The organism is Ensifer sp. 22460, assembly GCF_052044935.1.
Classification (GTDB): Bacteria; Pseudomonadota; Alphaproteobacteria; order Rhizobiales; family Rhizobiaceae; genus Ensifer.
The window spans coordinates 104,429-126,332 of record NZ_JBQENZ010000023.1 but is presented as its reverse complement, the minus strand read 5'-3'; the positions used below and the strand labels follow the sequence as shown (position 1 = coordinate 126,332).

Annotated in this window: 22 protein-coding genes and 4 pseudogenes; 19 read left to right on the top strand and 7 right to left on the bottom strand. The window is 59.7% G+C overall.

Annotation, left to right across the window (positions count from 1 at the left end; genetic code table 11):
• The first annotated feature begins 380 nt into the window (after window positions 1–380).
• From ACTJKM_RS25570 to ACTJKM_RS25545, 6 genes and pseudogenes are all read left to right on the top strand, one after another.
• A complete protein-coding gene (locus ACTJKM_RS25570; RefSeq protein WP_113514874.1) occupies window positions 381–899 on the top strand; it encodes a MarR family transcriptional regulator in 519 nt (172 codons plus the stop codon).
• Between the two features lie 39 nt (window positions 900–938).
• Window positions 939–1,159, top strand: a pseudogene (locus tag ACTJKM_RS25565) (IS6 family transposase); the annotation flags it as partial.
• A 315-nt stretch (window positions 1,160–1,474) separates the two neighbouring features.
• Window positions 1,475–2,146 carry a class I SAM-dependent methyltransferase gene (locus tag ACTJKM_RS25560; protein WP_440661219.1) on the top strand — a complete coding sequence of 224 codons (672 nt, stop codon included), beginning with the start codon at window positions 1,475–1,477 and terminating at the stop codon, window positions 2,144–2,146.
• Window positions 2,143–3,159 carry an NAD(P)H-binding protein gene (locus tag ACTJKM_RS25555; RefSeq protein WP_058325839.1) on the top strand — a complete coding sequence of 339 codons (1,017 nt, stop codon included), beginning with the start codon at window positions 2,143–2,145 and terminating at the stop codon, window positions 3,157–3,159. Before ACTJKM_RS25560 ends, ACTJKM_RS25555 begins: the two co-directional genes overlap by 4 nt.
• A 58-nt stretch (window positions 3,160–3,217) precedes the next feature.
• Complete coding sequence (locus ACTJKM_RS25550) at window positions 3,218–3,760, top strand: TetR/AcrR family transcriptional regulator (protein ID WP_058325840.1); 543 nt, start codon at window positions 3,218–3,220, stop codon at window positions 3,758–3,760.
• 194 nt (window positions 3,761–3,954) lie between these two features.
• Window positions 3,955–4,152 (top strand): annotated as a pseudogene (locus tag ACTJKM_RS25545) (DUF2726 domain-containing protein); the annotation flags it as partial.
• Between the two features lie 67 nt (window positions 4,153–4,219).
• Here the strand turns inward: ACTJKM_RS25545 and ACTJKM_RS25540 are convergent.
• Window positions 4,220–4,670: pseudogene (locus tag ACTJKM_RS25540) on the bottom strand (hypothetical protein); the annotation flags it as partial.
• Between the two features lie 656 nt (window positions 4,671–5,326).
• Window positions 5,327–5,629 (bottom strand): alkylphosphonate utilization protein, encoded by a 303-nt coding sequence (locus ACTJKM_RS25535; RefSeq protein ID WP_440639322.1) that lies wholly within the window; start codon window positions 5,627–5,629, stop codon window positions 5,327–5,329.
• 933 nt (window positions 5,630–6,562) lie between these two features.
• Here ACTJKM_RS25535 and ACTJKM_RS25530 point away from each other — a divergent pair.
• Complete coding sequence (locus tag ACTJKM_RS25530; protein WP_058327896.1) at window positions 6,563–6,835, top strand: hypothetical protein; 273 nt, start codon at window positions 6,563–6,565, stop codon at window positions 6,833–6,835.
• Window positions 6,836–7,579: 744 nt separating this feature from the next.
• On the opposite strand, the gene ACTJKM_RS25525 is transcribed toward ACTJKM_RS25530, so the two are convergent.
• Together ACTJKM_RS25525 and ACTJKM_RS25520 are read right to left on the bottom strand one after the other, a co-directional pair.
• A complete protein-coding gene (locus ACTJKM_RS25525; protein WP_058327897.1) occupies window positions 7,580–7,804 on the bottom strand; it encodes a hypothetical protein in 225 nt (74 codons plus the stop codon).
• A gap of 91 nt (window positions 7,805–7,895) precedes the next feature.
• The gene (locus tag ACTJKM_RS25520) at window positions 7,896–8,084 is read right to left on the bottom strand and encodes an AMP-binding enzyme (RefSeq protein WP_440661217.1); all 189 of its coding nucleotides are present in this window, start codon (window positions 8,082–8,084) and stop codon (window positions 7,896–7,898) included.
• A 492-nt stretch (window positions 8,085–8,576) separates the two neighbouring features.
• Here ACTJKM_RS25520 and ACTJKM_RS25515 point away from each other — a divergent pair, with 492 nt between their 5' ends.
• The 9 genes and pseudogenes from ACTJKM_RS25515 to ACTJKM_RS25475 form a co-directional block, all read left to right on the top strand.
• Window positions 8,577–8,891, top strand: coding sequence for a helix-turn-helix domain-containing protein (locus ACTJKM_RS25515; protein WP_440661216.1), 315 nt, complete (start codon window positions 8,577–8,579; stop codon window positions 8,889–8,891).
• Complete coding sequence (hyfB, locus tag ACTJKM_RS25510; protein WP_440661215.1) at window positions 8,888–10,909, top strand: hydrogenase 4 subunit B; 2,022 nt, start codon at window positions 8,888–8,890, stop codon at window positions 10,907–10,909. The genes ACTJKM_RS25515 and hyfB overlap by 4 nt, the downstream gene beginning before the upstream one ends.
• The gene (locus ACTJKM_RS25505) at window positions 10,900–11,856 is read left to right on the top strand and encodes a respiratory chain complex I subunit 1 family protein (RefSeq protein ID WP_440661214.1); all 957 of its coding nucleotides are present in this window, start codon (window positions 10,900–10,902) and stop codon (window positions 11,854–11,856) included. The genes hyfB and ACTJKM_RS25505 overlap by 10 nt, the downstream gene beginning before the upstream one ends.
• Window positions 11,856–12,524, top strand: a complete 669-nt coding sequence (locus tag ACTJKM_RS25500; RefSeq protein WP_440661213.1) for a hydrogenase-4 component E — start codon at window positions 11,856–11,858, stop codon at window positions 12,522–12,524. The genes ACTJKM_RS25505 and ACTJKM_RS25500 overlap by 1 nt, the downstream gene beginning before the upstream one ends.
• Window positions 12,521–13,969: a hydrogenase 4 subunit F gene (locus tag ACTJKM_RS25495; protein ID WP_440661211.1), complete on the top strand. Its 1,449-nt coding sequence runs from the start codon at window positions 12,521–12,523 to the stop codon at window positions 13,967–13,969. Before ACTJKM_RS25500 ends, ACTJKM_RS25495 begins: the two co-directional genes overlap by 4 nt.
• Before the next feature lie 13 nt (window positions 13,970–13,982).
• Window positions 13,983–15,497, top strand: a complete 1,515-nt coding sequence (locus ACTJKM_RS25490; RefSeq protein ID WP_440661209.1) for a hydrogenase large subunit — start codon at window positions 13,983–13,985, stop codon at window positions 15,495–15,497.
• A 12-nt stretch (window positions 15,498–15,509) separates the two neighbouring features.
• Window positions 15,510–16,040, top strand: coding sequence for an NADH-quinone oxidoreductase subunit B family protein (locus ACTJKM_RS25485; RefSeq protein ID WP_113512531.1), 531 nt, complete (start codon window positions 15,510–15,512; stop codon window positions 16,038–16,040).
• A gap of 83 nt (window positions 16,041–16,123) precedes the next feature.
• Window positions 16,124–16,540 carry a hypothetical protein gene (locus tag ACTJKM_RS25480; protein ID WP_162764667.1) on the top strand — a complete coding sequence of 139 codons (417 nt, stop codon included), beginning with the start codon at window positions 16,124–16,126 and terminating at the stop codon, window positions 16,538–16,540.
• Between the two features lie 125 nt (window positions 16,541–16,665).
• Window positions 16,666–16,776, top strand: a pseudogene (locus ACTJKM_RS25475) (ATP-binding protein); the annotation flags it as partial.
• On the opposite strand, the gene ACTJKM_RS25470 reads toward ACTJKM_RS25475, so the two are convergent.
• The 3 genes from ACTJKM_RS25470 to ACTJKM_RS25460 form a co-directional block, all read right to left on the bottom strand.
• Window positions 16,773–17,162: a cupredoxin domain-containing protein gene (locus tag ACTJKM_RS25470; protein ID WP_440661207.1), complete on the bottom strand. Its 390-nt coding sequence runs from the start codon at window positions 17,160–17,162 to the stop codon at window positions 16,773–16,775. The pseudogene ACTJKM_RS25475 and the gene ACTJKM_RS25470 sit on opposite strands and share 4 nt — an antisense overlap.
• A gap of 153 nt (window positions 17,163–17,315) precedes the next feature.
• Window positions 17,316–17,570, bottom strand: coding sequence for a hypothetical protein (locus ACTJKM_RS25465; protein WP_440661206.1), 255 nt, complete (start codon window positions 17,568–17,570; stop codon window positions 17,316–17,318).
• Window positions 17,571–17,599: 29 nt separating this feature from the next.
• The gene (locus tag ACTJKM_RS25460) at window positions 17,600–18,289 is read right to left on the bottom strand and encodes a Crp/Fnr family transcriptional regulator (protein WP_058327907.1); all 690 of its coding nucleotides are present in this window, start codon (window positions 18,287–18,289) and stop codon (window positions 17,600–17,602) included.
• A 290-nt stretch (window positions 18,290–18,579) separates the two neighbouring features.
• Here ACTJKM_RS25460 and ACTJKM_RS25455 point away from each other — a divergent pair, with 290 nt between their 5' ends.
• The 3 genes from ACTJKM_RS25455 to ACTJKM_RS25445 are packed head-to-tail and all read left to right on the top strand — an operon-like array spanning window position 18,580 to window position 21,806.
• Window positions 18,580–19,368: a hypothetical protein gene (locus ACTJKM_RS25455; protein ID WP_440661205.1), complete on the top strand. Its 789-nt coding sequence runs from the start codon at window positions 18,580–18,582 to the stop codon at window positions 19,366–19,368.
• Window positions 19,369–19,419: 51 nt separating this feature from the next.
• Window positions 19,420–20,442, top strand: coding sequence for a DUF1214 domain-containing protein (locus tag ACTJKM_RS25450; protein WP_440661204.1), 1,023 nt, complete (start codon window positions 19,420–19,422; stop codon window positions 20,440–20,442).
• On the top strand, window positions 20,439–21,806 hold the full coding sequence (locus ACTJKM_RS25445; protein WP_440661203.1) for a DUF1254 domain-containing protein: 1,368 nt from the start codon (window positions 20,439–20,441) through the stop codon (window positions 21,804–21,806). Before ACTJKM_RS25450 ends, ACTJKM_RS25445 begins: the two co-directional genes overlap by 4 nt.
• The last annotated feature ends 98 nt before the right edge of the window (window positions 21,807–21,904 follow it).

The window sequence follows — 21,904 nt, the reverse complement described above, 5'->3', positions numbered from 1 at the left end:
ATGATACAAACACCAACTTCATAAGCACTGATGTCTGGAGCGACTTTGAGCACGAGTGCGAGATAACCAGTAGTGTGACCGATCGCTCAACCGGGCAGCTGATCTCGACTTGCAGCTCTGCCACGATCGGCGAAACAACGCTCATCGTGACGTACGACGGACTTCCAATCGCGCTACCGGTATACGTTCGTCGCTTCATTCACGGGAGTGGATGGTAAAGATGACAAAATCTCTTCAATAGTCGAAGCAACGTTCCAGGGACAATGCCCCCCCAATATGAAGCCAGGCATGCGAACGCTGGGCCTGAAACCTGCTCGTGCACAACGATAGCCCTATGTTAGTGTCTTGCGGCTAAGATTCTTAAAGTCGAGATACGTAATATGAGGCAGCCTATCGACAATTTGGATCCCGCAGCGGCAGCAGCAGCGCAGTGGCGGAGAGAGCGTCCGGACATTGATCCGTTTCCGATGGAGTTGCTCGGCCGCCTGGGAGAGATCACGCTGATCATTATGCGTGATCGTCTCACCCCATTTTTTGCGGAGCATGGCTTACAAAGCGGGGAGTTTGACGTCCTGGCAACGCTGCGGCGCTCAGGCGCGCCGTACGAACTCACGCCCACCCAGCTTTACGAAACGGCGATGCTCTCATCAGGTGGGATGACGGCTCGCATCGATCGACTTGAACGTGAGGGTTTGGTGGCGCGGCGAAGTCATCCCACCGACCGACGCGGCATACTGGTGGCGCTGACGCCGAAGGGGACCTCGTTGATCGACGCGATGCTCGCGAAACATGTCGAAAACGAACGCCTAGCACTGGCAGGACTAACGATGGCGGAGCAACGGCACCTCAATGCGCTGACGATCAAACTTCTTGCAGGCTTGAGGTTGAAAACGTTCTAGACGCTGCATCCGGGCATGGCGCCAAAATGTAAGCGTCTCAGGTCCCACAAGGGTCTCAACAATCGAGCGGAAATTTCTCATCTGCCGCTGCGAAAACGGGAACGCATCAGCCCGGCAGCTTGCAGCGGTTCATCTCGGTCTTCTCGGCACTCCGAAATCTCTTCGTCACCCGGCATCACAAACGATCCGCCCTGGCCACTCACATTCAACGCGTCCGCGCAATCGCATATTGGAAAGCCGTGACGAGCGCGGCTGCCTGATCTCAGGGGGCAGCAGGGGTAGTTCGATCACAGCTCGATAACGTGACATCTCCTTCTGATCCACTATTGCGCCCCTGGGTCCCAAGTGTTATTTGTCTTGGTTGGTAGCGTACCAATAACTCCGCGACGGGCATGTATGGTCAGGGTCTGGATTTTACCCAAATCGCGCATGGTAGGCTGCCACTGGTATGACTGCAGGGCCGATCACTGGTGCAATGCTGCATCGTCTCGCACGGATCGCCAGCGGCCGGGGTCATTACTCCCTAGCGGCGAATGCGGTCTCCTCACATCGATGGCCAGGAGGAGCCAGCAATCATGACAATCTTTCCCAATCACGCCGCGCTGGACTACGACGACCGGATTGTCCGGCTCGTCCCGGGCTATCCGCTGTCGCTCGACCTGATGGCCTGTATGCTGGCCACTCGTTTTAACGGCCCATGCCGTATTCTTGTCCCCGGATGTGGAACAGGGGCGGAAGTGCTGGCGCTCGCGAGCCTGCTCCCGTACGCGCGCTTCACGGCAGTCGAACCTTCGCCCGGCATGCTGGAGGTTGCCCGCCGCAAACTTGCCCTGGCGAGAATGGAAGATCGCGTCACGTTCATCCAGGGCATGATAGACGACTTGCCGGATGATCAGCATGATGCCGCAACGCTTTCCCTTGTCCTGCACTTCCTGCCAGACGACGGGGCCAAGGCGGCCTTGCTTGCCGAAATCGCTCGACGTCTTGTCGACAACGCTCCCCTCCTGCTTTTCGATGCGGTTTGGAGCAATGCGACGGACAACGCCCTCGGCTTCTGGCTGCAGCAACAGGGGCACGACGAAGAAACCGCGAACGCGGTGCTTAAGCGTATGAATTCGCAGTGGCATCGGCCATCGCCGGAGCGTGTCAGCCAGTTGCTGGCAGAAGCAGGGTTTTCAGCAATCGAGCCGTTCTTTCAGGCTTTTGGTTTTCTCGGCCTTCGCGCCCAACGGAGGCAGAGGAGATGACTGCCATTAATGGTATTCTGATTGTTGGCGGATACGGTCATGTCGGCAGCCGCATCGCCGAGCGGCTCCTGAAAGACGGCATCGCCCCGGTATGTCTGGCAGGCCGCAGTCTTGAAAAGGCAAGGGCAATGGCCTCGCGCCTTGGCTGCGAAGCCCGCTATATCGATCTCGACCGCGCCGAGACATGGGACGGCGCTATCGCGGGCACGGACATCGTCCTGGTCTGCATGGATCAGAAGGACACGTCGTTCCCCGCCCATGTACTCGCAACGGGGTTGACCTATATCGACATCACCGCGACGGATTCTTTCTTCCGGCAGGTGGAAACGCTCGGCGGCCTCGCACATGAAAGCGGTGGCCGAGCGGTTCTTTCTATTGGCCTCGCGCCCGGCTTGACCAACCTGCTCGTGAAGGCATGCACCGAGAAGCTGGACCATGCGAAAAGTGCGCGCATCGGCATAATGCTCGGACTTGGTGATGCACATGGTCCAGCCGCGATCGACTGGACTCTCAACCAATTGCGGTCGCCGAGAGGCGAGATCGAGACCATTCCGTTCGGCATTCCTCCGCACGGCTATCCGGCAATCCCCTTCGATTTCGCGGATCAGCATGTCGTGCGCCGGACGCTTGGTCTATCAGATGCCAGCACCTTGCTCGCCTTCGATCCACCGATGATGGCTCGCCTGGTATTTGCACTTCTCGGCTTTATTCGCGCAAAGCCCTGGCTCACGCGCCTTATGGGAAAGACAATGCCTTATATGCGGATCGGCTCGGACCGGGCCGCTCTTGCAGTCGAGGTGCGAGGCGAAGTCGATGCGCGGACAGAAATTTGCCGGGCGGTGCTGGAAGGAAGAAGGGAGGCCGACATTACCGCTCTCGTTGCGGCACTGACGGTAAAGCATCTTGCACAAACGGAAATCCGCGCCGGCGTGTGGCACATTGACCAGATCCTCTCAATCGACAGGCTAGCTCCCGCGCTGCGGGAACACGGCGTTCTCCTGCGTCTGCCGTGAGCCTCCTGCGTCGTCGTCAGCAATGCGATAAAAGAAAGGGAAAAGGGAGTCGCTCATCTTGGCCACACAACAGACGAACAAGCGCCAGCTCATCCTCGATACTGCCTTGGACATTATCGAGGCGGAGGGCATAAGGGCGTTGACGCAGCCGAAGATCGCCAAAATCTCCGGGCTCCGCCAATCGCACCTGACCTATTATTTTCCACGCAAGGCAGACCTTTACATCGCGTTGCTTGATGCGTCCCACGAGCGGGCTGAAAGGAAGGGCAGTGGGAGAAATGTTCCGCTGGAGGAAATGCTGGCGGCTCTTTTCTTCGAGCAGGAACGAATGCGCTTTTTCCTGTCGATCCTGCTCGAACTCGGCGATGATCCCGAACTTCGATCGGTCCTTTCCACGCATGCAATCGGTCTCTGTAGGGAGATTTCTGCAAGATTGGGCAGGCCTCCTGACGATCCGGGCGTCTTGTCATTTGTCGACGAATTGCGAGGATTGGGATTGAGAGCCCTTATATCTCCTCCGCTCGCCGAAGAGCGCTACAGGCTGTTACAAACAACCGCCCAGAGACATGGATTTTCCCTCCCCGGTGCAAGGGCTGAATGAAGCCTGTCACGATCGACGCGTTGGTTCTCGCCGTGGCGACCGCACGACCGTACAAACGCTTCACCGTGGCTTGTCGAATTGCTCAAGCGCAAGTCACCCAACGGCGTCGTTGCGCCCATCGCTCGTCTCCTCGTGGATCGGGTCGTCGAACTGCGCCCCGCCCCGCAGCGCGTCGTCTTGGTAGCCGGCAGTAAACCGTCGCAGATTTCGAAAAGCCTGAACTGCTGATCGCTGCGCTGTTTATCGGCCTCCTGATCGGCATGGCCATTGAGCAGTTCCTAGCCACGATGAGAAAACAACCGTGGCGGGAGAAAAACAAATCACGCTGGGAGGAAAAGCGCAGCAATGAGCGCATCATACCGGGGCCTTGGCTTCACAAGCCAATTGCGGAATCATTCGCAAGCCATCGCAATCGACGTGTTCGGCACACTCAAGACGAGCAGTGGTCGCGACCGCATCTTAGACGCCATCGCCGAGCGTTTTGGGGTGGCGTCGGGCGGTCCATGGGCAATAACTCTCGAGTGGATGGATACTGATCGGCTTCTGGGAGAACCCCGGCCTACGTTTACGCGCCGTCGGGAAGCATGGGTGATCGGCAAGGGCTGCCAAGGCGGCTTCCTGAAGGGTTGCGGTGCTTGCCTATGGCTTCCGCCAGCACGGCATTGCGCATCCACTGGTAGGCGTCTCCCTTAAAAGGGCAGGGCGTATGGTCAACGTCGGGATCGAGGGTGAAGACCTTTGGGCGCGCACGGACGCCGTTACGCGGGTTGACTTGGTCGGCGTAGCGTCCGTCGCATTGGCGTTCGCCTCACGGCGATACCGCCGTCTGACTACATTGCCCTCCGGGTTCGGTGAACTTGCACTCGATGACGAGCGCGGCCTTTGAGCCGACGGCCAGTGCGTCGACTTGCGGCCAAGCGAGGCCTGGTGGACTCCGCCCCTCTCTTACCAGCAGATTATTGGAATAGCTTGCCAAGTCGGCCAACACCAAGAGCTCTGGAACGGCCTGTCTGCTTGGATAGATCGTAAGATCGCAAAGGCAGCATCGCGCTCACTGTCGACATGATCCCCAACTTCCTTGCTCTCGGACTGCTATCGACTCTTCCTCCCTAAGCCGTCCGATCCTTGCATCGCCAATCGCGCTTCACGGTGGCAACTCCTCGCCCGTTCACCGCCGATGACGAGGCGCTATGTTGGGAGCAAGGCGGTCGTCCCCTAGACGGCTCGATCGCCACTCCCCAACCGGAGTCAGCATCAATCGATGTGACAATTTCCTGCGGGCAGCTTCGCACGGGAAGATCGGGATGGGACGGTCTATCAAATTCGAGAATGACGCCTTCGTTGTGGGCCGATCAACGTCGTTCGAGAGGCAAATGTGCTGGGCGCAGCAAAAGAGTAGCAAAGCGAGGTAAGGCCGATCGTCGCCCCGAAGTTGGACGACTGTCGGCTTCACCCCCAAGGCAGGTGAGTGCTCCAGGGATCTGCTGGCGAGATCGGTCCGCCGTTCGCTCTGCCCCTGCCTAGCGGTCCGCCTGATGATGATGATGGCGGCGCTGATGTTCTTGGTTACCGCTTGCGAACGAACTCGGTGCGCAGGACCAAGCCCTTGATCGCGTCGTGGCGGCAATCGATCTCTTCCGGGTTATCGGTGAGCCGAATCGACCTGATGACTGTGCCCTGCTTTAGGGTTTGGCCGGCACCCTTCACCTTTAAGTCTTTGATCAGGACCACGGAGTCTCCGTCGGCAAGAAGATTACCGGAGGCATCGCGAACCTCCGCGACCTTCGCAGCTTCCGCGGCGATTTCCGAGGCCGGCCGCCATTCGCCGGTCGCCTCGTCGTAAGTGTAGTCATCGCTCTGGTCACTCATGTTCACTCCGCTCTAGTACCCAATTTGTCTTATCGGATCACCGAGATGTTTTCGGCATCGGCTGCTAAACTCATAGGTGCCTGTATCCCCGTTGCCGCGCGAAATCAAACCGCAGTTCAGCGCCGGTGGAAGTCGAACGCTTGTTGCGCACCCACCATGCAAGGGTTCGAGTGGATTGGACCGGCGCAGGAAAGCCTGCCATTTCTCCTCCTCAGGATGTTCGCGGACCCAAACGCTGTGAGGTTCGGCAACCTGGGTTGATGAGTGCATAGAGAACGAGAGGCGTGTTGCAAAATGCAGATCGAAATCCGCGCTTTGAAAAGCGCTGCCTCGCAGCGCATGGCCGGGGCGGTGGTATTTGTGGCAGCTCGGAAGCCACTGAGCCCCCCTAATCGCCTGCACGGTCGGGAATAAAGCGCCACTGCCCACGCGGCAAGCAACCAGAGGAAGGAACATCACGTGCGCATTGCCCTGACACTTGCAATGCTTGCCCTTGCGCTGTCCGCATATGCAGCCGGTCACGCCGTCCAAGTCAAGGGCATGAAATTCAACCCAGCCAAGAATGTCGCCGTCGGCGACCTATCACCTTCACCAACGGCGACTTCAGACGCCATACACAAGGCGGCTTGCCATGGGCGAGAGCACCACCGTGAAGATCGCCGCCGGTGGCAAGTACGATTTAAGATGTATGTTTCGCCCCTCGATGACAGGCACTGCCACCGCGAAATAGCGCACTTCCTGCGTCAAGCCGTTAGCGACTAGTCAGGCCACTCTGGCGAGTTTTCAAAAATCCAGGGATGCAGTAGAATACCACCAATGCGGGAATGCCCCCCCTTTTTGCATCGACTTGAAAGGCCTTAGCCGAAACGGCCCAAGCACGGAACGCGATGGGCCTTTTAAAACGGCGTTCCGGCGCTTCCGAGGAAACAGCCGATGAAGACGATCACTTTGACGGACGAACAATATTCTGTGTTGCGGGCGCTCCTCGAATGGACGTGTGGCGACGCGTCTGACGATGACGGCTATGCCGACGATGAAGATGATCGTGAGCACATCAAGGCCGCACACATCGTCCTCGGCGAGGCAGCGCTTTCAGCGCTTGGATATAGCAATTCGGAAGCACGAGATGATCCAAGAATAGACGAGGAAGTAGACGCCCTTGTTTTCAGCCTCTATGACGTGATTGTGGAAGCAGCCTTAGCCTAAGCATAGGCGCCGGAGGTAGTTGCGCCGCCACTCGACGGCTGTTTTGACCTTTAGCTGCCCAAGTTGGGGAGAACTGATCGCCACCTTTAGGACACTCTATGCGTAGTTTGCCAAGGATTATCGCGCAGCATTGCGACGTGGCTCACCTATGACTGGAGTAACACCGCCTCCCTGATCGGCACATCGTTGTTCGGGGCGGTAATTGGGTAGTCGGCGAGAATGTCCATCTGAACCGCTCGCTAGATTCCCTTCGGCTAGCATACCGGAAATACTGTCACTAAGTTGAGCCAAGCTTCCGACGGGACCCACACGAAGAACCAAATGCGGCGATGCAACTGCGTTAAGTTGCATCAGGCAAATTTGCCCCACCTCGACACTGCTGGCGTTCCACCTCAACAGAGCGGGCATTGACGTTGCGCCGAGCGCGGGATGCGTCGGCACTCGTCGAAAACTAGAGCCTATTCACGCTACGAGGGTGACTTCGACTATCCCTCAAAGCTGAACCGCTCCAGCCCTATGATCGAGACCCTACCGCGAAACGGGCAGGAATGCGCAGCGTGGTTCTTTCGACGGCCGATCTCATTGGCCACGCTGGCGAGCAACGAAGCGAACCGGATCGCCGAACAGGATCAGTGAATGGGTCAACCATCGTGCCCACCATGCTGAGGTCTCACGCGCGTGATGGCGGTCGAGAGGTCGAATGGGCGTAAGCTACAGTGGATAGCATTGATCGCTTGCTTTGCGTTACAGCGGCTGATGTCCCTCAATGCGCGTCAACAGTTCATCTTCCAGCAAGGCCCTGTGCTCCCTCAGCCGTCTGACCTGCGAGGCGCAGGTAGCGAGGAGATCGATGATCTTGCGGTACTCGTCACAAAGCGCATTGAAGCGCGCGTCTGTCGCCGCCAGTCGGCGGACGGTCTCTTCATCCTCTGGGAACTTTGCCAGCAATGATTGGATACGTTCGACCATTTTGTTGGGCTCCTCACCTCGTCTTCGCGGTATCAGCCCTGGCCACTGGGGCACCTGGCTCCTGCCCGAACGACATTCCACGACTTAGTGGCTAGATCTTTATCTTTCGAATCTCGTCAACAACCTCGGGATTGGCCAGTGTCGAAATGTCCCCGGCATCCTCACTGTTCGAGATCGCCTTGAGTACGCGCCGCATGCTCTTTCCCGAACGGGTCTTCGGCATGTCGGGGACGATCACGACAGGGCGCGGCCGAGCAATCGGCCCGATCTCTCGGATCACAGAATATTCCACGCGCGAATGGCCCCGCTGTCAGGTTCGCTGCGCAATGAATTTCTCCGATGGTTTGACGCAATCCTCTTTCTGCCAGTGGACCGCGATCTCGGCCTCGGACACGTCTGCGGAACTTTCCTGTGACATAGGCTGCCTCCCAGGTCACTTTTGTGGCTGCCGTGGATCACAAGCGAAATTGAAAGGATAGCACCTGCGTGCCGGCGCCGAAACGCTGGCGCCGGTTGCCTCGCGCGGCCTCTCGAGCAAGCATTCGTCGAATGATGTGCCTGGCGGACGAGGAGCCCGATGATAGTTGCCATTGGCGAGAAACGAATGCTTACGTTTCGGTCGGCGCCTTCGCCACGAGCATCGCGGCGAAGGTGATCGGATAAGGTCGGTATCGATCCGCTCCCGAATTAAAAATGCCTATACGTCAGAATATTGTTTTGAAGCATCAATAATGAGGTGCTAGATTTCGAATATCAGGGCCAGAGCAAAGCGATGGTTGCTCAATTGCGGGCCGCCAGGGCCCTTCTCGGGATCGACCAGCGCCAGTTGGCTGAACTGGCCGGGATCTCGGTCCCGACCGTCCAGCGCATGGAGGCAAGCACCGATGTTATCCGCGGCAACGTGGACTCGCTGATGCGGCTGCTGGCCGCACTGGATACCGCTGGCATCGAGCTGATCAACGAGGGGGCGACCAGCAGAGACGGTGGTCGCGGGGTGCGATTGAAGGCATCCGCCAACGCCATGCCCTTCCAGCACAAGACCTCCAAGCCCACCGGAACAGCACGGGGGCCGAGGGTTCGCCCATGACGCCGGTTCTCGCCATGCTGCTGTGTGTGCTGGCTTTTCTGGCAACGGCGGTCCTGGCGATCTTTATGGCGCGAGCGAACCGGTCGACCTCGATCATTTACGGCATGAGCCTCGCCGTCTCGGCGATCGCCTTTGCGACAGCGCTCACTGAACTTTTCGCATCAGCCTTGCCTGCCGATCCGCCGGTGTTCGTCCTTCCCCTCGGCTTGCCGTGGCTCGGTACCCATTTCCGGATCGATGCGCTGGCCGCATTCTTCCTTACGGTCGTCGATCTCGGCGGTGTTCTTGCCAGTCTCTACGGCCTCGGATACGGCCGGCACGAGCACGCACCGCAGAGGGTGCTGCCATTTTTCCCGATCTTTCTCGCCGGCATGAATCTCGTCGTCCTGGCGGACGACGCCTTCACCTTCCTGCTCTCCTGGGAATTCATGTCGCTGGCCTCCTGGGCGTTGGTGATGACGCACCACCGCGAAGCCGACAACCGGAGGGCGGGCTATCTCTACATCGTCATGGCGAGCTTTGGCACGCTGAGCCTGCTGCTGGCCTTCGGCCTCCTTGCAGGCCCCGCCGGCAGCTACGATTTCGCCGCGATCCGTGCCGCCGGACACAGCCCGCCCGCGGCCGCGATCACGCTCGTCCTCCTGCTGCTCGGCGCCGGCTCCAAGGCCGGGCTCGTTCCGCTGCATGTCTGGCTGCCACTGGCGCATCCGGCGGCACCGAGCCATGTCTCGGCGCTCATGAGCGGTGTCATGACCAAGGTCGCGGTCTATGGATTCATCCGGGTCATCTTCGACCTGCTCGGCGGGCCGACATGGTGGTCGAGCATGATCGTGCTCACATTCGGCGCCGGCACAGCAGTGATGGGCATACTGCACGCTTTGATGGAGAAGGATCTCAAGCGACTGCTCGCCTACAGCACGATCGAGAATATTGGTGTCATATTCGTCAGCCTCGGACTTGCGCTCGCCTTCGCCGCGAACGGCATGGGTCTGGCGGCCGCATTGGCGTTGACGGCGGCGCTGTTCCACGTCCTCAACCACTCGTTCTTCAAGGGCCTCTTGTTCTTCGGCGCGGGCGCTGTCCTAACTGCAACCGGCGAGCGCGACATGGAGAAGCTCGGCGGTCTCATCCATCGCATGCCCTTTACCAGTTTCGCGTTCCTTGTCGGCTGCGTAGCGATCTCGGCGCTGCCGCCGCTGAATGGCTTTGCCTCGGAATGGCTGGCCTTCCAGGCGATCCTGCAAAGCCCGGACCTGCCGCAATGGGGACTCAAGATCATGGTGCCGGCGGTGGGCGGTTTGCTGGCACTCTCAGCAGCACTTGCCGCCGCATGCTTCGTCAAGGTGTTCGGCGTGACGTTCCTTGGCCGCCCGCGCACGCCCGTGGCCGATCATGCGCAAGAGGTCGACCGCTTCTCGCTTACCGCGATGTACGTGCTCGCCGCATTCTGCCTCCTGGCCGGCATCCTCCCCGGTTTCGTCATCGACAGTCTCGCGCCGGTGACACTGTCGCTGGTCGGCGGCAAGATGCCGGTGCAGGCGAGCGAGCCATGGCTGTCGATCGTGCCGATCGCCGAGAGCCGCAGTTCGTATAACGGAATGCTCGTCTTCCTGTTCACCGTCTTCTCGGCGTCGTTTACGGCTTACCTCGTCCATCGTTTTGCCTCGCGGGCCTTGCGCCGGGCCCCGGCCTGGGACTGCGGCTTCCTGCTGGCCGATCCGGCGACGCAATATACGGCCGACAGTTTTGCCCAACCGATCAGGCGGGTCTTCGGGACGCTCGCCTTCCGGGCGCGCGAGCGGGTGGACATGCCGGCTCCGGGCGATCTCCGGCCAGCACGGCTTGTCGTCGAGACGCACGATCTGATCTGGGACCGGCTTTACATACCGATCGTGGGCGCCGTCGGATTTGCCGCCCAGAAGCTCAATCACCTGCAGTTCCTGACCATCCGGCGCTATCTCGGCCTGGTCTTCCTCGCTCTCATCGTCCTGCTCCTGGTGCTGGCGCTATGGTCCTGATCTCCGCGCTTCTCGTCCAGGCTGTGCAGATGGTGGTCGTCGTGCTGCTGGCGCCGCTCTTGACCGGCTTCATCCGCAAGGCCAAGGCGCGATTGCTGCGTCGCCGGGGCCCCTCCGTGTTCCAACCCTACCGCGACCTCCTGCGGCTTCTGCGAAAGGACGTGGTGCTGGCGGAGAACGCATCCTGGTTGTTCCGGGTCGTCCCCTACCTGATCTTCGCGATGACGTGGGTATCGGCAGCGCTCGTCCCCACATTCGCCACCGGGCTCATGTTCAGTTGGTCCGCGGACCTGATCGCCATCATTGCCCTGCTTGGCAGCGCGCGTTTCTTTCTGGCGCTTGCCGGCATGGATGTCGGCACCAGCTTCGGCGGTATCGGCTCGAGCCGCGAGGTGATGATCGCAACGCTCGCCGAACCGGCGATGCTGATGATCATCTTCACGCTGGCGCTCGTCGCCGGCTCGACTCAGCTCTCCACGATCGCTGCGTTCATGACCTCCCCACAGGTGGGATTGCGCGTTTCGCTCGGCATCGCACTGATTGCGCTCACTATGGTGGCTATCGCCGAGAATGCCCGCATTCCCGTCGACAACCCTGCCACCCATCTCGAGCTCACAATGGTGCACGAGGCCATGGTGCTCGAATATTCGGGCCGTCATCTCGCAATGATCGAACTGGCCGCATCCCTCAAGCTGCTGCTCTACATCTCGCTGATCGCCTGCATGTTCGTACCGTGGAAACTGGCGACGCCGGGAGCCGGTCCGGATGCCTATCTCACCGGCATGCTCGCCTATATCGTGAAACTTGCGGTCGGCGCCGCCTTCCTCGCCCTGTTCGAAACCCAAACCGCCAAGATGAGGGTGTTCCGCGTACCCGAATTCCTGGGCGCAGCCCTCATGCTTGGGCTGCTCGCCACCCTTCTGCTATTCGTCTCCAGGAGCCTCTGATGACGAAAACTCTCGTCTTCGATATCGCTCATCTGCTCGCCGGTGGCCTCGTCCTTGTCAGCATGATGATGCTCTACCAGGACCGTCTTTATGCGCTTTTGAATGTCTTCGCGCTGCACTCGCTGGTGCTGACCTTATCGGTGGCCTGGCAGGCCTTCGTCCAGGATGCCCCGCATCTCTACGTGACGGCGGGGATCGCGCTCGTCTTCAAGGCCATCATCATTCCCGTGGCGCTCCACCGCATGATCCGGCAACTCGGCATCCACCGCGAGATCGAGACCGTCGTCGGCACCGGTTTGACCATGATCGTCGGCATCGGCCTTGTCGCCCTCGCGATGGTCGTGATGCTGCGCGTGACGCCTGAGGCAGACCCGTTGGCGCGCGAGGATCTCGCCTTCGCGCTATCGGTCCTGCTGCTCGGCCTGTTGATCATGGTCACCCGACGCAATGCCGTCAGCCAGATCGTCGGCTTCATGTCGCTCGAGAACGGGCTCGTGCTTGCCGCCACCGGTGCCAAAGGCATGCCGCTGGTCGTCGAGATCAGCGTCGCCTTCTCGGTTCTGATCGCCTTCATCGTGATCGGTGTCTTTCTGTTTCGTATCCGCGAACGGTTCGACACGGTCGACGTGCGCGCGCTCGACGATTTCAAGGGGAGGCGGCGAAAATGAACTTGCCCCTCGATCCGGTGGCCCTCGTCCTCTTGATACCGATCGTCGCCGCGGCGCTTCTGGCGCTCTTGCCCGGCTATCGGTTGACGGCGCGGCTCAACGTGCTCGCAAGCTTCTTGACCCTGCTGGCTGCACTTTCCTTGTTCGTGACCGAGCCACCGGCGCCGGGGCTATACCTGCTCGTCGACGATCTCAACATCGTCTTCATCATCCTCAACACCTTCGTCGGCTTCACCACCAGCGTCTTCAGCGCGAACTATATCGCGCATGAACTCGAGATCGGCCGGCTGACCCCCGCGAACCTGCGTTTCTATCATGCCATGTACCAGATCATGATGTTCGGCATGAACCTGGCGTTCGTGTCGAACAACATCGGCCTGATGTGGGTCGCGGTCGAGCTTGCCACACTCACCACCGTGTTGATGGTCGGCATCTATCGCACGCACGAGGCGCTCGAAGCCGCCTGGAAATATTTCATTCTGGGAAGCGTCGGCATCGCCTTCGCACTCTTCGGCACCATCCTCGTCTATATGGCAGCGCAGCCGGTCGTCGGCGAAGGCTACGACGCCATGGTCTGGACCCTCTTGATCACGCATGCCGCCACCTTCGACCCAGGGATTCTCAATGTGGCCTTCGTGTTTCTGTTGCTCGGCTATGGCACCAAGGTCGGTCTCGCCCCCTTGCATGCCTGGCTCCCCGACGCACACGCCGAAGGGCCTACACCGATTTCTGCCGTCCTCTCGGGGCTTCTCCTGAATGTAGCGCTCTACGCCGTGCTGCGTTTCAAGATCCTGCTCGCCGCAAGCCCCGATGCGATCGCGCCCGGGCCCCTGATGGTGACGATGGGGCTCACTTCACTCCTCTTCGCCGCCTTCATGCTCTACCGCCGCCGCGACATCAAACGCCTGTTCGCCTATTCCTCGATCGAGCATATGGGCATCATCGTCTTTGCCTTTGGCATGGGCGGACCGATCGCCAATTTTGCCGGACTGCTGCATATGGTGATGCACTCGCTGACCAAATCGGCGATATTCTACGCGGTCGGCCACATCGCCCAGATCAAGGGAACGCAGCGGCTTTCCAGCATCCGCGGTCTCACCGAAACCCATCCGGGGCTCGGTTGGGGCCTGGTGATCGGCGTTGTCGCCATCGCCGGCCTGCCGCCACTCGGGATCTTCATGAGCGAATTCCTGGTCGTAAGTTCAACCTTTGCGAGGCAGCCCTTGCTTGCCATACCGCTTGTCCTCGGACTTCTAATAGCCTTTGGCGCTTTGCTGCTACGGCTGACCGGAGTTGCCTTTGGCCAACCGCGCGGCAGCATCGCCCCGGTCGAGGCATCCTATATGCCGATGTATTCCCACCTCGCGCTGGTGCTTTGCGCCGGCATCTACCTGCCACCACCGCTGGTCGCCTGGTTCCAGCATATCGCCAGCCTTCTTGGATGAAAGGGAGGAGCCATTGCCAACGATAACCGATCTCCTCCGTGACGGCCAACTGGTTCGGCACCATCGCCCTTGCCAGCGTGTCATTGTCGAGCCGGCGGTCTGGTCGGCCGCGGCCCAAGGGCTTTCGGAGGGAAGCTGGACGCTGCTTGGCCTTTGGGGCGAGGCGAGCGCCGTTCACATGGCGCTCCTGGATGAGCCGGTGGGAGCGATCGGCATCATGAGTCTGGAAGGGCTCGAAGGCAGCTATCCTTCGGTTGCGGGAGACCATGCGCCGGCGTCGCGGCCGGAACGCGCGATCCATGATCTCTTCGGACTCGAAGCGAAGGATCGGCCCGATAGCCGCCCCTGGCTCGACCATGGGCGCTGGGACTTACGGTTCCCCATGGGAGCCCGCGTTGCACCGGAGCCCAAGGCCGCTCCCTATGAGTTCTTGCGAGCCGAAGGCGAGGGCTTGCACCAAATTCCCGTCGGCCCGGTGCATGCCGGCATCATCGAGCCCGGGCATTTCCGCTTCACCGCCAATGGCGAGACGATTGTCCGCCTCGAAGAGCGGCTCGGCTATGTCCACAAGGGAATCGAGGCGCTGATGGTCGGAGCGAGCCTCGAGCGGGCGGCGCAACTTGCCGGCCGGACGTCCGGCGACAGCACGGTCGCTTACGCCTATGCATTTTCGCGCGCGGTCGAGGCTGCGGCCGAGCTCAGCATCCCGCCGCGCGCTGCCTGGCTGCGCGCGCTCATGGCCGAGATAGAACGGCTCGCCAATCATCTCGGTGATATCGGCGCGATCTGCAACGATGCCGCCTTCTCCCTCATGCATGCGCACTGCGGCGTGCTGCGCGAGCGTGTGCTGCGCGCTACCGACGTCGCTTTCGGCCACCGCCTAATGCGCGACTGCATCGTGCCCGGCGGTGTCACCCACAATCTCAGCCCCGAGGGGGTCACCGCGTTGCGGGGCTTGATCGCCGAGCTTCGCCAGACGTTTCCGGCATTGATCGAACTCTATGACAACACCGCATCGCTTCAGGATCGAACGGTCGGTACCGGCACGCTCAAGCCGCGGCTTGCCCGCCAGTACGGCGCCGGCGGTTATGTCGGGCGGGCCTCCGGGCGCGCTTTCGATGCCCGGCAGGCGCTTCGCTATCCGCCTTATGATAGTCTCACGTTTGAAGTCCCGGTCTTGACCGAGGGCGATGTCAACGCCCGCGTCTGGATTCGCATTCGCGAGGTCGAACAGAGCCTGGCACTGGTCGAACAGATTCTCGATCAACTGCCCGATGGCCCGGTGCGCAACGAAGTTCCTGACCTCGATGAACCCCGAGAGGGGCTGGCTCTTGTCGAAGGCTTTCGCGGCGATGTGCTTGTCTGGCTCCGTCTTGCCGAAAACGGCAAGATCGACCGCTGTCACCTGCGCGATCCGTCCTGGTTCCAATGGCCGCTGCTGGAGGCGGCGATCGAGGGCAACATCGTCGCCGACTTCCCGCTCTGCAACAAATCGTTCAATTGCTCCTATTCCGGCCACGATCTCTAAAGGTGAGCCATCATGCGCAAGCTGCTCTTCGAAAGCCTGGTCCGAGCGCCGCTGACCGAACGGGTCCTGCGGCCGGACGCAGCGATGGACGAATTTGGTGTTGCCATCGACACTGCGGCCCGCCGGCGTCTTGGTCGCAGCCTGTCGATCCGCGCCGTCGACGCCGGCTCCTGCAATGGCTGCGAACTGGAGATCCACGCGCTCAACAATGCGTTTTACGACATAGAACGCTTTGGCATTCGTTTTGTGGCGTCGCCACGGCACGCCGATGTCCTGCTTGTCACCGGCCCGGTAACGCGGAATATGCGTGAGGCATTGCAGCGGACATACGACGCCACGCCCGATCCCAAATGGGTCGTCTCGGTGGGCAATTGCGGGCGCGACGGTGGCTGCTTTGCCGGTAGCTACGCCGTTGTGGGTGGAGTCTCGGAGGTCGTGCCCGTCGATCTACATATTCCGGGTTGCCCACCACCGCCGATCGATATTCTGAAGGGATTGCTTGCGCTAATGGAACACACCAGCATGCGGACCGATACTCGATGAGGGTGGGATCAATTATTCAGCTAGTCTTGGCCGGTCTGGTTGCCGCGTGCACACAGTTCGTCGCTGCTACAGTTGCGACGCTTATGGTCTTTTCAGCGGCACGCCACGGACTGATCGCTCTAACTTTGGTTTGCCCCGACACTGAACAATTGCCCGTTTCCGTCCCGTCGCTACTGACCTGGATTTTTCTTCTCACGGCGATCGGAATTGCACTGACAAGCGGCCGCTTCGTCGACTTCACCACTGCGCACATCCGCCGTGCCTCCCGACTGATGTGGCCAGCCGAGCCGGATCGTGCGACAAAAACCCTGCTGGTTCAGCTGTGGCTGGCGGCGATGGGATTCGCAATCCTCGCGCTTCGCCCGCCTCCTCATGTGTGGATCGAGGCGGGCTGTTATTTGGGACCCGGTTGCACCGCGTCGATCGTCTGGCCGGGCGTGATGAGCATTGGGCTTGCGTGTTTTGGTGCAAATGCACATGCCGCACGAAAGGCCTTCTGATGCAGGCAAGTACCAGGTTCCAAGCACACTGACCTATTCGCAGCAATGCCATCGAAAATAAGTGCTCCCATCATGTTGGCTTACTGTCCGTCATTGGCGTCGCCCAATGCAAGGCTTGAAAGGGATTTGGCGATGCCAAGATGACGACGGCGCTGCTCGATCGCCTGACCCATCATTGCGAGATCGTTGAGACCGGAAACGAGTCCTGGCGCTTCAAGAACCGCTCTCAAAGCTAAAGCCGAAGACGATCATCACCCGCACTTGGCCTACCCTCTGCAACCCCGGCCAGCGCCGGGCTGGCCAAGTGCTGATCCGCAATGCGTGGCCAGAAGCGACGGCTTGACGCAGGCGAAGTTCTTGGCCATTTGAAATCATGCTTACCAGCGGCGGTGACCCTCACGGTGGCACTCTTGCCCGCGGCAAGCCGCCCGGTGTCGAAGGAGCCGTCCAGCGCCGTGGCGGTATGGCGTTTGGAATCGCCATTGGTGAAGGTGATCGTGTCGCCGGTGGCGACTGCCAACCTCGCCGGACTAAATTTCATGCCCTTGATTTGGACGGCGTGACCGGCAGCATAGGCGGGCAACGCAAGGGCAAGCATGGCAAGTGTCAGGGCTATGCGCACGTGATGTCCCTCCTCTGGTTCCCTCGCCTGGGCAGCGGTGCTCGCGACCAAAGCGATTACTACTCATGGACACTTCAGATGGATGATTTATTCCCGACCCTGCAGGCGATTATAGGGGGGGGTCAATATTGGATACCAATGTGGAGTCAAAGTTCAGTGCCGATTGACAGCCTGATCGGCCGCCAGGTCGATGTCCGGCTTACAAGCCGGATTGTCGAGGTCTTCCATGATCACCCACGCGGGTGCCGATACCATCATCAGCAGAGCCGCGAGGCTGAGGATGCCGGCGATATGGATGTCCGAGAAACCCAGGCGCCGGCCCATTGGCGGAAGGACGACAAGAAGAAAGGATTGCCCGGTGGTGAAAACCGCCAATTGTGTCCTGGATGTCGGGGATTCAAGGTCCAAACCTGCCCCCGACGCTTTCTCTTGTTTTGTCATTCCGAACCGTCCCCTTCGGAGAACTGTCTTAGCGCCTGCGGGTTGGTAACGGTGATAGACCGATAAGTGTAGTTCACCCAACCGGCTGCAACGAAACGCTGCATTGCCATGTTGACCTGCTGCCGTGACGCATTCGCCATGATACCAAGGTCTGTTTGAGATAACGGGATAGGCACATCGCCGAGCCAGCTCGCCCGTTGAAGCACGGACGCGATTCTGCGTCCGACGTCGCGTATCTGCAGATCGTGAATAATCCGGAGAAGAACGTCTACGGTGAAGACGGTGTTCAGTGCGATCGCACGCGATACGCCAGGGTCACGTGCCGCCATCCGCTCCAGGGCATCGATCGGCACATGCATCATCCAGGCGCCACCAAGGGCCCTCAATTCAACCCTACGTGGTTGGCCGGTCAAGAACGGACCTTCGCCGGTCCATGCTCCTGGCATACCAAGGTGGATCAAGCGGGAGGCCGCGTCGGGCGGCGCCGAATTGATGGTAAGGGAGCCCGCGACAAGCCCATACATTCCGCCGACCGCATCACCATATCGGTAGATGATCTGATCGGGAGCGAACCTCTGCAAATGCGCGTGACGCAGCAGTTCCGTCCGGAAGGGCTCGGTCATATTCGCGAGCCAAGGGCCTTGACTCATGACCTCTACAGCCTTTTCTCGCGTCAAATCCAACATGGTTCCTCCACATTGTCAAAATCCGGACAGAACGTCGTTCGCCAATCGAATACAATGCGGTCACGCATGCACGCTCCTGTCACGGTTGCAAAAACAGCAACCGGAGATCCTAGATTGATGACATACTAACCTAAAATTTCACAGATTGTCCGGATTCGGACAATCTGGTGCCGCCGCCTATGCAAAGTCGTCCCATCGGTGATGATTGGCAACGGTGGTTACCCAGGTTGAAACTCTTCAATTTTGCCCGAACCGGATCGAGATTTATATTTGATGGCAAGGACCAGTTGATGAAAGCCCATATATTGGCGGTGGCGGTGTTGATCAGTGTTGTGGCGGATTCGCCCGCGAACGCTGCGGACCTTAAGCAGCCATTCATTGTCCCCGAAGCCAAACCGGCTTCGAGTGATGGCTGGACCTTTGCGGCGAGCCCTTATTTCTGGGGCGCCGGCATCTCCGGCGATGTCGGGCAGTTCGGTCTACCCGCAATTCATCTTGACTCCGATTTCGGCGACATTCTGAAGGATCTCGACTTCGGGTTCATGGCGGTTGGCGAAGCGCGTCACGGTCGGTTCAGCGTCTTCGGCGACATCATCTACACCAAGGTGTCGTCGGAGGCGGCCACACCGCTGGGCATTGTCGCGGGACGGGTCGACGCCACGTCGGAGACATTCGCGGGACTTGTCGGCGCGGGATATGCCGTCTTCCAGGATGGCCGCAGCACCATCGACGTCGTGGCCGGCGCGCGCCTCTGGCACGCTAGCACAGAATTCTCCTTTTCAGGCGGCCTTCTGGACGGAGTTTCGGGCAGCGACGGCGCCACATGGGTGGACGCCATCGCGGGGGTTCGCGGACGGCATTTCCTGACGGACAGCCTCTATCTCAGCGCCTGGGGCCTGGTCGGGGCCGGACAGGCGGACCTCGACTGGGATCTCGCCGCCGGCGTCGGCTACGAGTTCAACCATAAGATCTCGGCCGTGGCCGGCTATCGCGCACTCGGCGTCGACTACAGCAACGACGGTTTTGTCTTCGACGTGGTGCAGCAGGGGCCGATCCTCGGCCTGATCCTGCGCTTCTGACCATTCGTCGGCCAGCCTGCGTCTTTTATAGTTCAACTTTGGAGAGCCTCCATGTTTCTTGCTAGATTGGGTGTTTCAGCGATCACCATCGCGGCGTTGCTCGCCGGTCATTCGGCTGCAGCCGAACCGGTCGTGGTCAACAGCGACAACTTTGTGCGAGCCGAGAGCGACCTTTACTTCTCCGGCATCGCCGCGAACGGTGGCTTTGCTAAGTTCGACCATACACGGGAAATGGCGCCGCTCGACAAGCAGACAATCATTCGCCTGAACCGGGACACTCTTTATTCTTCCGCCGTGTTCGATCTGGATGCGGGACCGGTTACGATCACCGTGCCGGATACCGGTAGCCGCTTCGTGTCCCTTCTTGTAATTGACGAGGACCACTACGCACATGGCGTATACTATGGGGCTGGTTCATACACCTTGACGCGCAAGGACATCGGTACCCGCTATGTGGTGGCTGCCTTCCGTTTCTTTGCTGATCCCAACAACTCGGAAGACATGAAGAAGGTTCATGCGCTTCAGGATGCGGTTACGGTCAAGCAGCCAGCAAGGGGCAGTTTCGAGATTCCCGAGTGGGACGGCAAAAGCCGGGACAAGACCCGCCGCGCGCTCCTGGATCTGGGTGCGTTGCTCCCGGACACCGCGAAGATGTTCGGATCGCGCGAAGAAGTAGATCCGGTCCGGCATCTGATTGGAGCAGCACTTGGATGGGGAGGAAACCCGGACAAGGAAGCGCTCTATCTCAACGTGACGCCGGAAAAGAACGATGGCAAGAGCATCTATCGGCTGACCGTGAAGGATGTTCCCGTAAAGGATTTCTGGTCGGTCACGGTCTACAATAAAGACGGCTTCTTCACGCCCAACACATTTAACGGGTACTCCCTGAACAACGTGACCGCACGGAAAAGCGCGGATGGGTCGATCACGATCCAGTTCGGAGGATGCGACGGCAAGATCGTCAACTGCCTGCCGACGCCCGAAGGCTGGAACTACATGGTCCGCCTGTATCGGCCCGAGGTGCAGATTCTCGATGGAAACTGGAAATTCCCCGGTGCGGAGGAAGTGAAATGAAGCGTCGTACTTTTTTGCAAGGCACCACCGCATTGGTGCTGCTGCCGTCACTTCCGGCTTTCGCGCAGGATGACATCAGGGCGGTCGCCCGTGAGGCGTATATCTACACCTATCCGATGGTGAAGAACTACCTCACGATGTACCAATACGCGCTGGAACCGGACGGCAGCCAATATAAGGGGCCGCTCAACACTCTGGTCAGCATTGCCAGGGTCTACACGCCTGATGATACGGCGATTATTACACCAAACTCAGACACGCCCTATTCCTTCATCGTGTTTGATCTGAGGGCGGAACCCGTCGTGGTCACGATGCCGCCGATCGAGGAGAACCGCTATTACTCGCTCCAGCTCATCGATCTCTACACCAACAATGTCGATTATCCGGGAACGCGGGTCGACGGTAATGGCGGTGGAGATTTTCTCATCACCGGTCCTGGCTGGAAGGGCGACGTGCCGAAAGGCATCAAGCGCGTGATCGAAATGCCGACCACGCTTGCCATGGGCATCGTCAGGACGCAGCTGTTCTCGCCAGCTGATCTCGACAAGGTGAAGGAGATCCAGACAACCTACAAGGCCGCGCTCCTTTCGGCCTATGCGGGAATGCCGACTCCGGCCGCTCCTGCGTCCGTCGACTGGATGCCTGTCTCGGACGAGCTGATGGTTACGAATTACTGGCCGCTTGCTGCCTTTCTGCTTCAGTTCGCTCCCCCTTATCCGGGTGATGAGGTACAGCGGAAAAATCTCGACAAACTCGGTATACGCGAAAGAGCGATGTGGCCGGAAGCGGATCTTTCGTCCGATACTGTGGCGCTGATGAAAGAGGTGGTGATCACGACGGAAAAGGAGATTCGTGACGAGGCTGCCCGGCTGACGGATTCTTCCAAGATATTCGGGACGCCCGAATTCATGAAAGGCCGCTTCATGGTCCGCGCCGCGGCGGCGCAAGGAGGCATCTACGGAAACTCCGTGCAGGAGGCGCTCTATGTCATCTATGCCTTCGATGAACAGAAGGCGCCACTTGACGGTAAGACAGGAAGATACACTCTGACCTTCACCCCCGAGACGCTTCCACCGGTTGATGCCTTTTGGTCGCTGACCATGTATGACAGGCCCAAGCAGTTCCTTGTCGACAACCCCATCAACCGTTACCTGATCAACTCGCCGATGCTTGCCGGACTCAAGAAGAGCGACAAGGGCGAGATCGTCCTCCACTTGCAGCACGAAAGCCCAGGACCGGAGCTGGAATCGAACTGGCTTCCCGCCCCGACCGAAATCTTCTATGCGGTCATGAGGCTCTATCTGCCCAGGGCAGAGGCGCTGGACGGGCGCTGGGCGCCGCCGCCGATCGAAGCTCTTTCGTGATAAATGAAGATCAAGGCGTTTGTCTCACAAGTTGTTTTCTGTTCGCATGGTGTGAGGTTCGGAGCTTGCCACGCGCCACTTGAGAGCGGGAATACTTC

Bases quoted from the DNA above. Each gene is read 5' to 3' on its own strand.
- ACTJKM_RS25445 (WP_440661203.1), top strand. From the start codon at position 20,439: ATGAAGCGTCGTACTTTTTTGCAAGGCACCACCGCATTGGTGCTGCTG.
- ACTJKM_RS25505 (WP_440661214.1), top strand. From the start codon at position 10,900: ATGGTCCTGATCTCCGCGCTTCTCGTCCAGGCTGTGCAGATGGTGGTC.
- ACTJKM_RS25535 (WP_440639322.1), bottom strand. From the start codon at position 5,629: ATGAGTGACCAGAGCGATGACTACACTTACGACGAGGCGACCGGCGAA.
- ACTJKM_RS25460 (WP_058327907.1), bottom strand. From the start codon at position 18,289: ATGTTGGATTTGACGCGAGAAAAGGCTGTAGAGGTCATGAGTCAAGGC.
- ACTJKM_RS25555 (WP_058325839.1), top strand. From the start codon at position 2,143: ATGACTGCCATTAATGGTATTCTGATTGTTGGCGGATACGGTCATGTC.
- ACTJKM_RS25455 (WP_440661205.1), top strand. From the start codon at position 18,580: ATGAAAGCCCATATATTGGCGGTGGCGGTGTTGATCAGTGTTGTGGCG.
- ACTJKM_RS25485 (WP_113512531.1), top strand. From the start codon at position 15,510: ATGCGCAAGCTGCTCTTCGAAAGCCTGGTCCGAGCGCCGCTGACCGAA.
- ACTJKM_RS25530 (WP_058327896.1), top strand. From the start codon at position 6,563: ATGAAGACGATCACTTTGACGGACGAACAATATTCTGTGTTGCGGGCG.
- ACTJKM_RS25515 (WP_440661216.1), top strand. From the start codon at position 8,577: ATGGTTGCTCAATTGCGGGCCGCCAGGGCCCTTCTCGGGATCGACCAG.
- hyfB (WP_440661215.1), top strand. From the start codon at position 8,888: ATGACGCCGGTTCTCGCCATGCTGCTGTGTGTGCTGGCTTTTCTGGCA.
- ACTJKM_RS25570 (WP_113514874.1), top strand. From the start codon at position 381: ATGAGGCAGCCTATCGACAATTTGGATCCCGCAGCGGCAGCAGCAGCG.
- ACTJKM_RS25495 (WP_440661211.1), top strand. From the start codon at position 12,521: ATGAACTTGCCCCTCGATCCGGTGGCCCTCGTCCTCTTGATACCGATC.
- ACTJKM_RS25480 (WP_162764667.1), top strand. From the start codon at position 16,124: ATGGTCTTTTCAGCGGCACGCCACGGACTGATCGCTCTAACTTTGGTT.
- ACTJKM_RS25560 (WP_440661219.1), top strand. From the start codon at position 1,475: ATGACAATCTTTCCCAATCACGCCGCGCTGGACTACGACGACCGGATT.
- ACTJKM_RS25500 (WP_440661213.1), top strand. From the start codon at position 11,856: ATGACGAAAACTCTCGTCTTCGATATCGCTCATCTGCTCGCCGGTGGC.
- ACTJKM_RS25450 (WP_440661204.1), top strand. From the start codon at position 19,420: ATGTTTCTTGCTAGATTGGGTGTTTCAGCGATCACCATCGCGGCGTTG.
- ACTJKM_RS25525 (WP_058327897.1), bottom strand. From the start codon at position 7,804: ATGGTCGAACGTATCCAATCATTGCTGGCAAAGTTCCCAGAGGATGAA.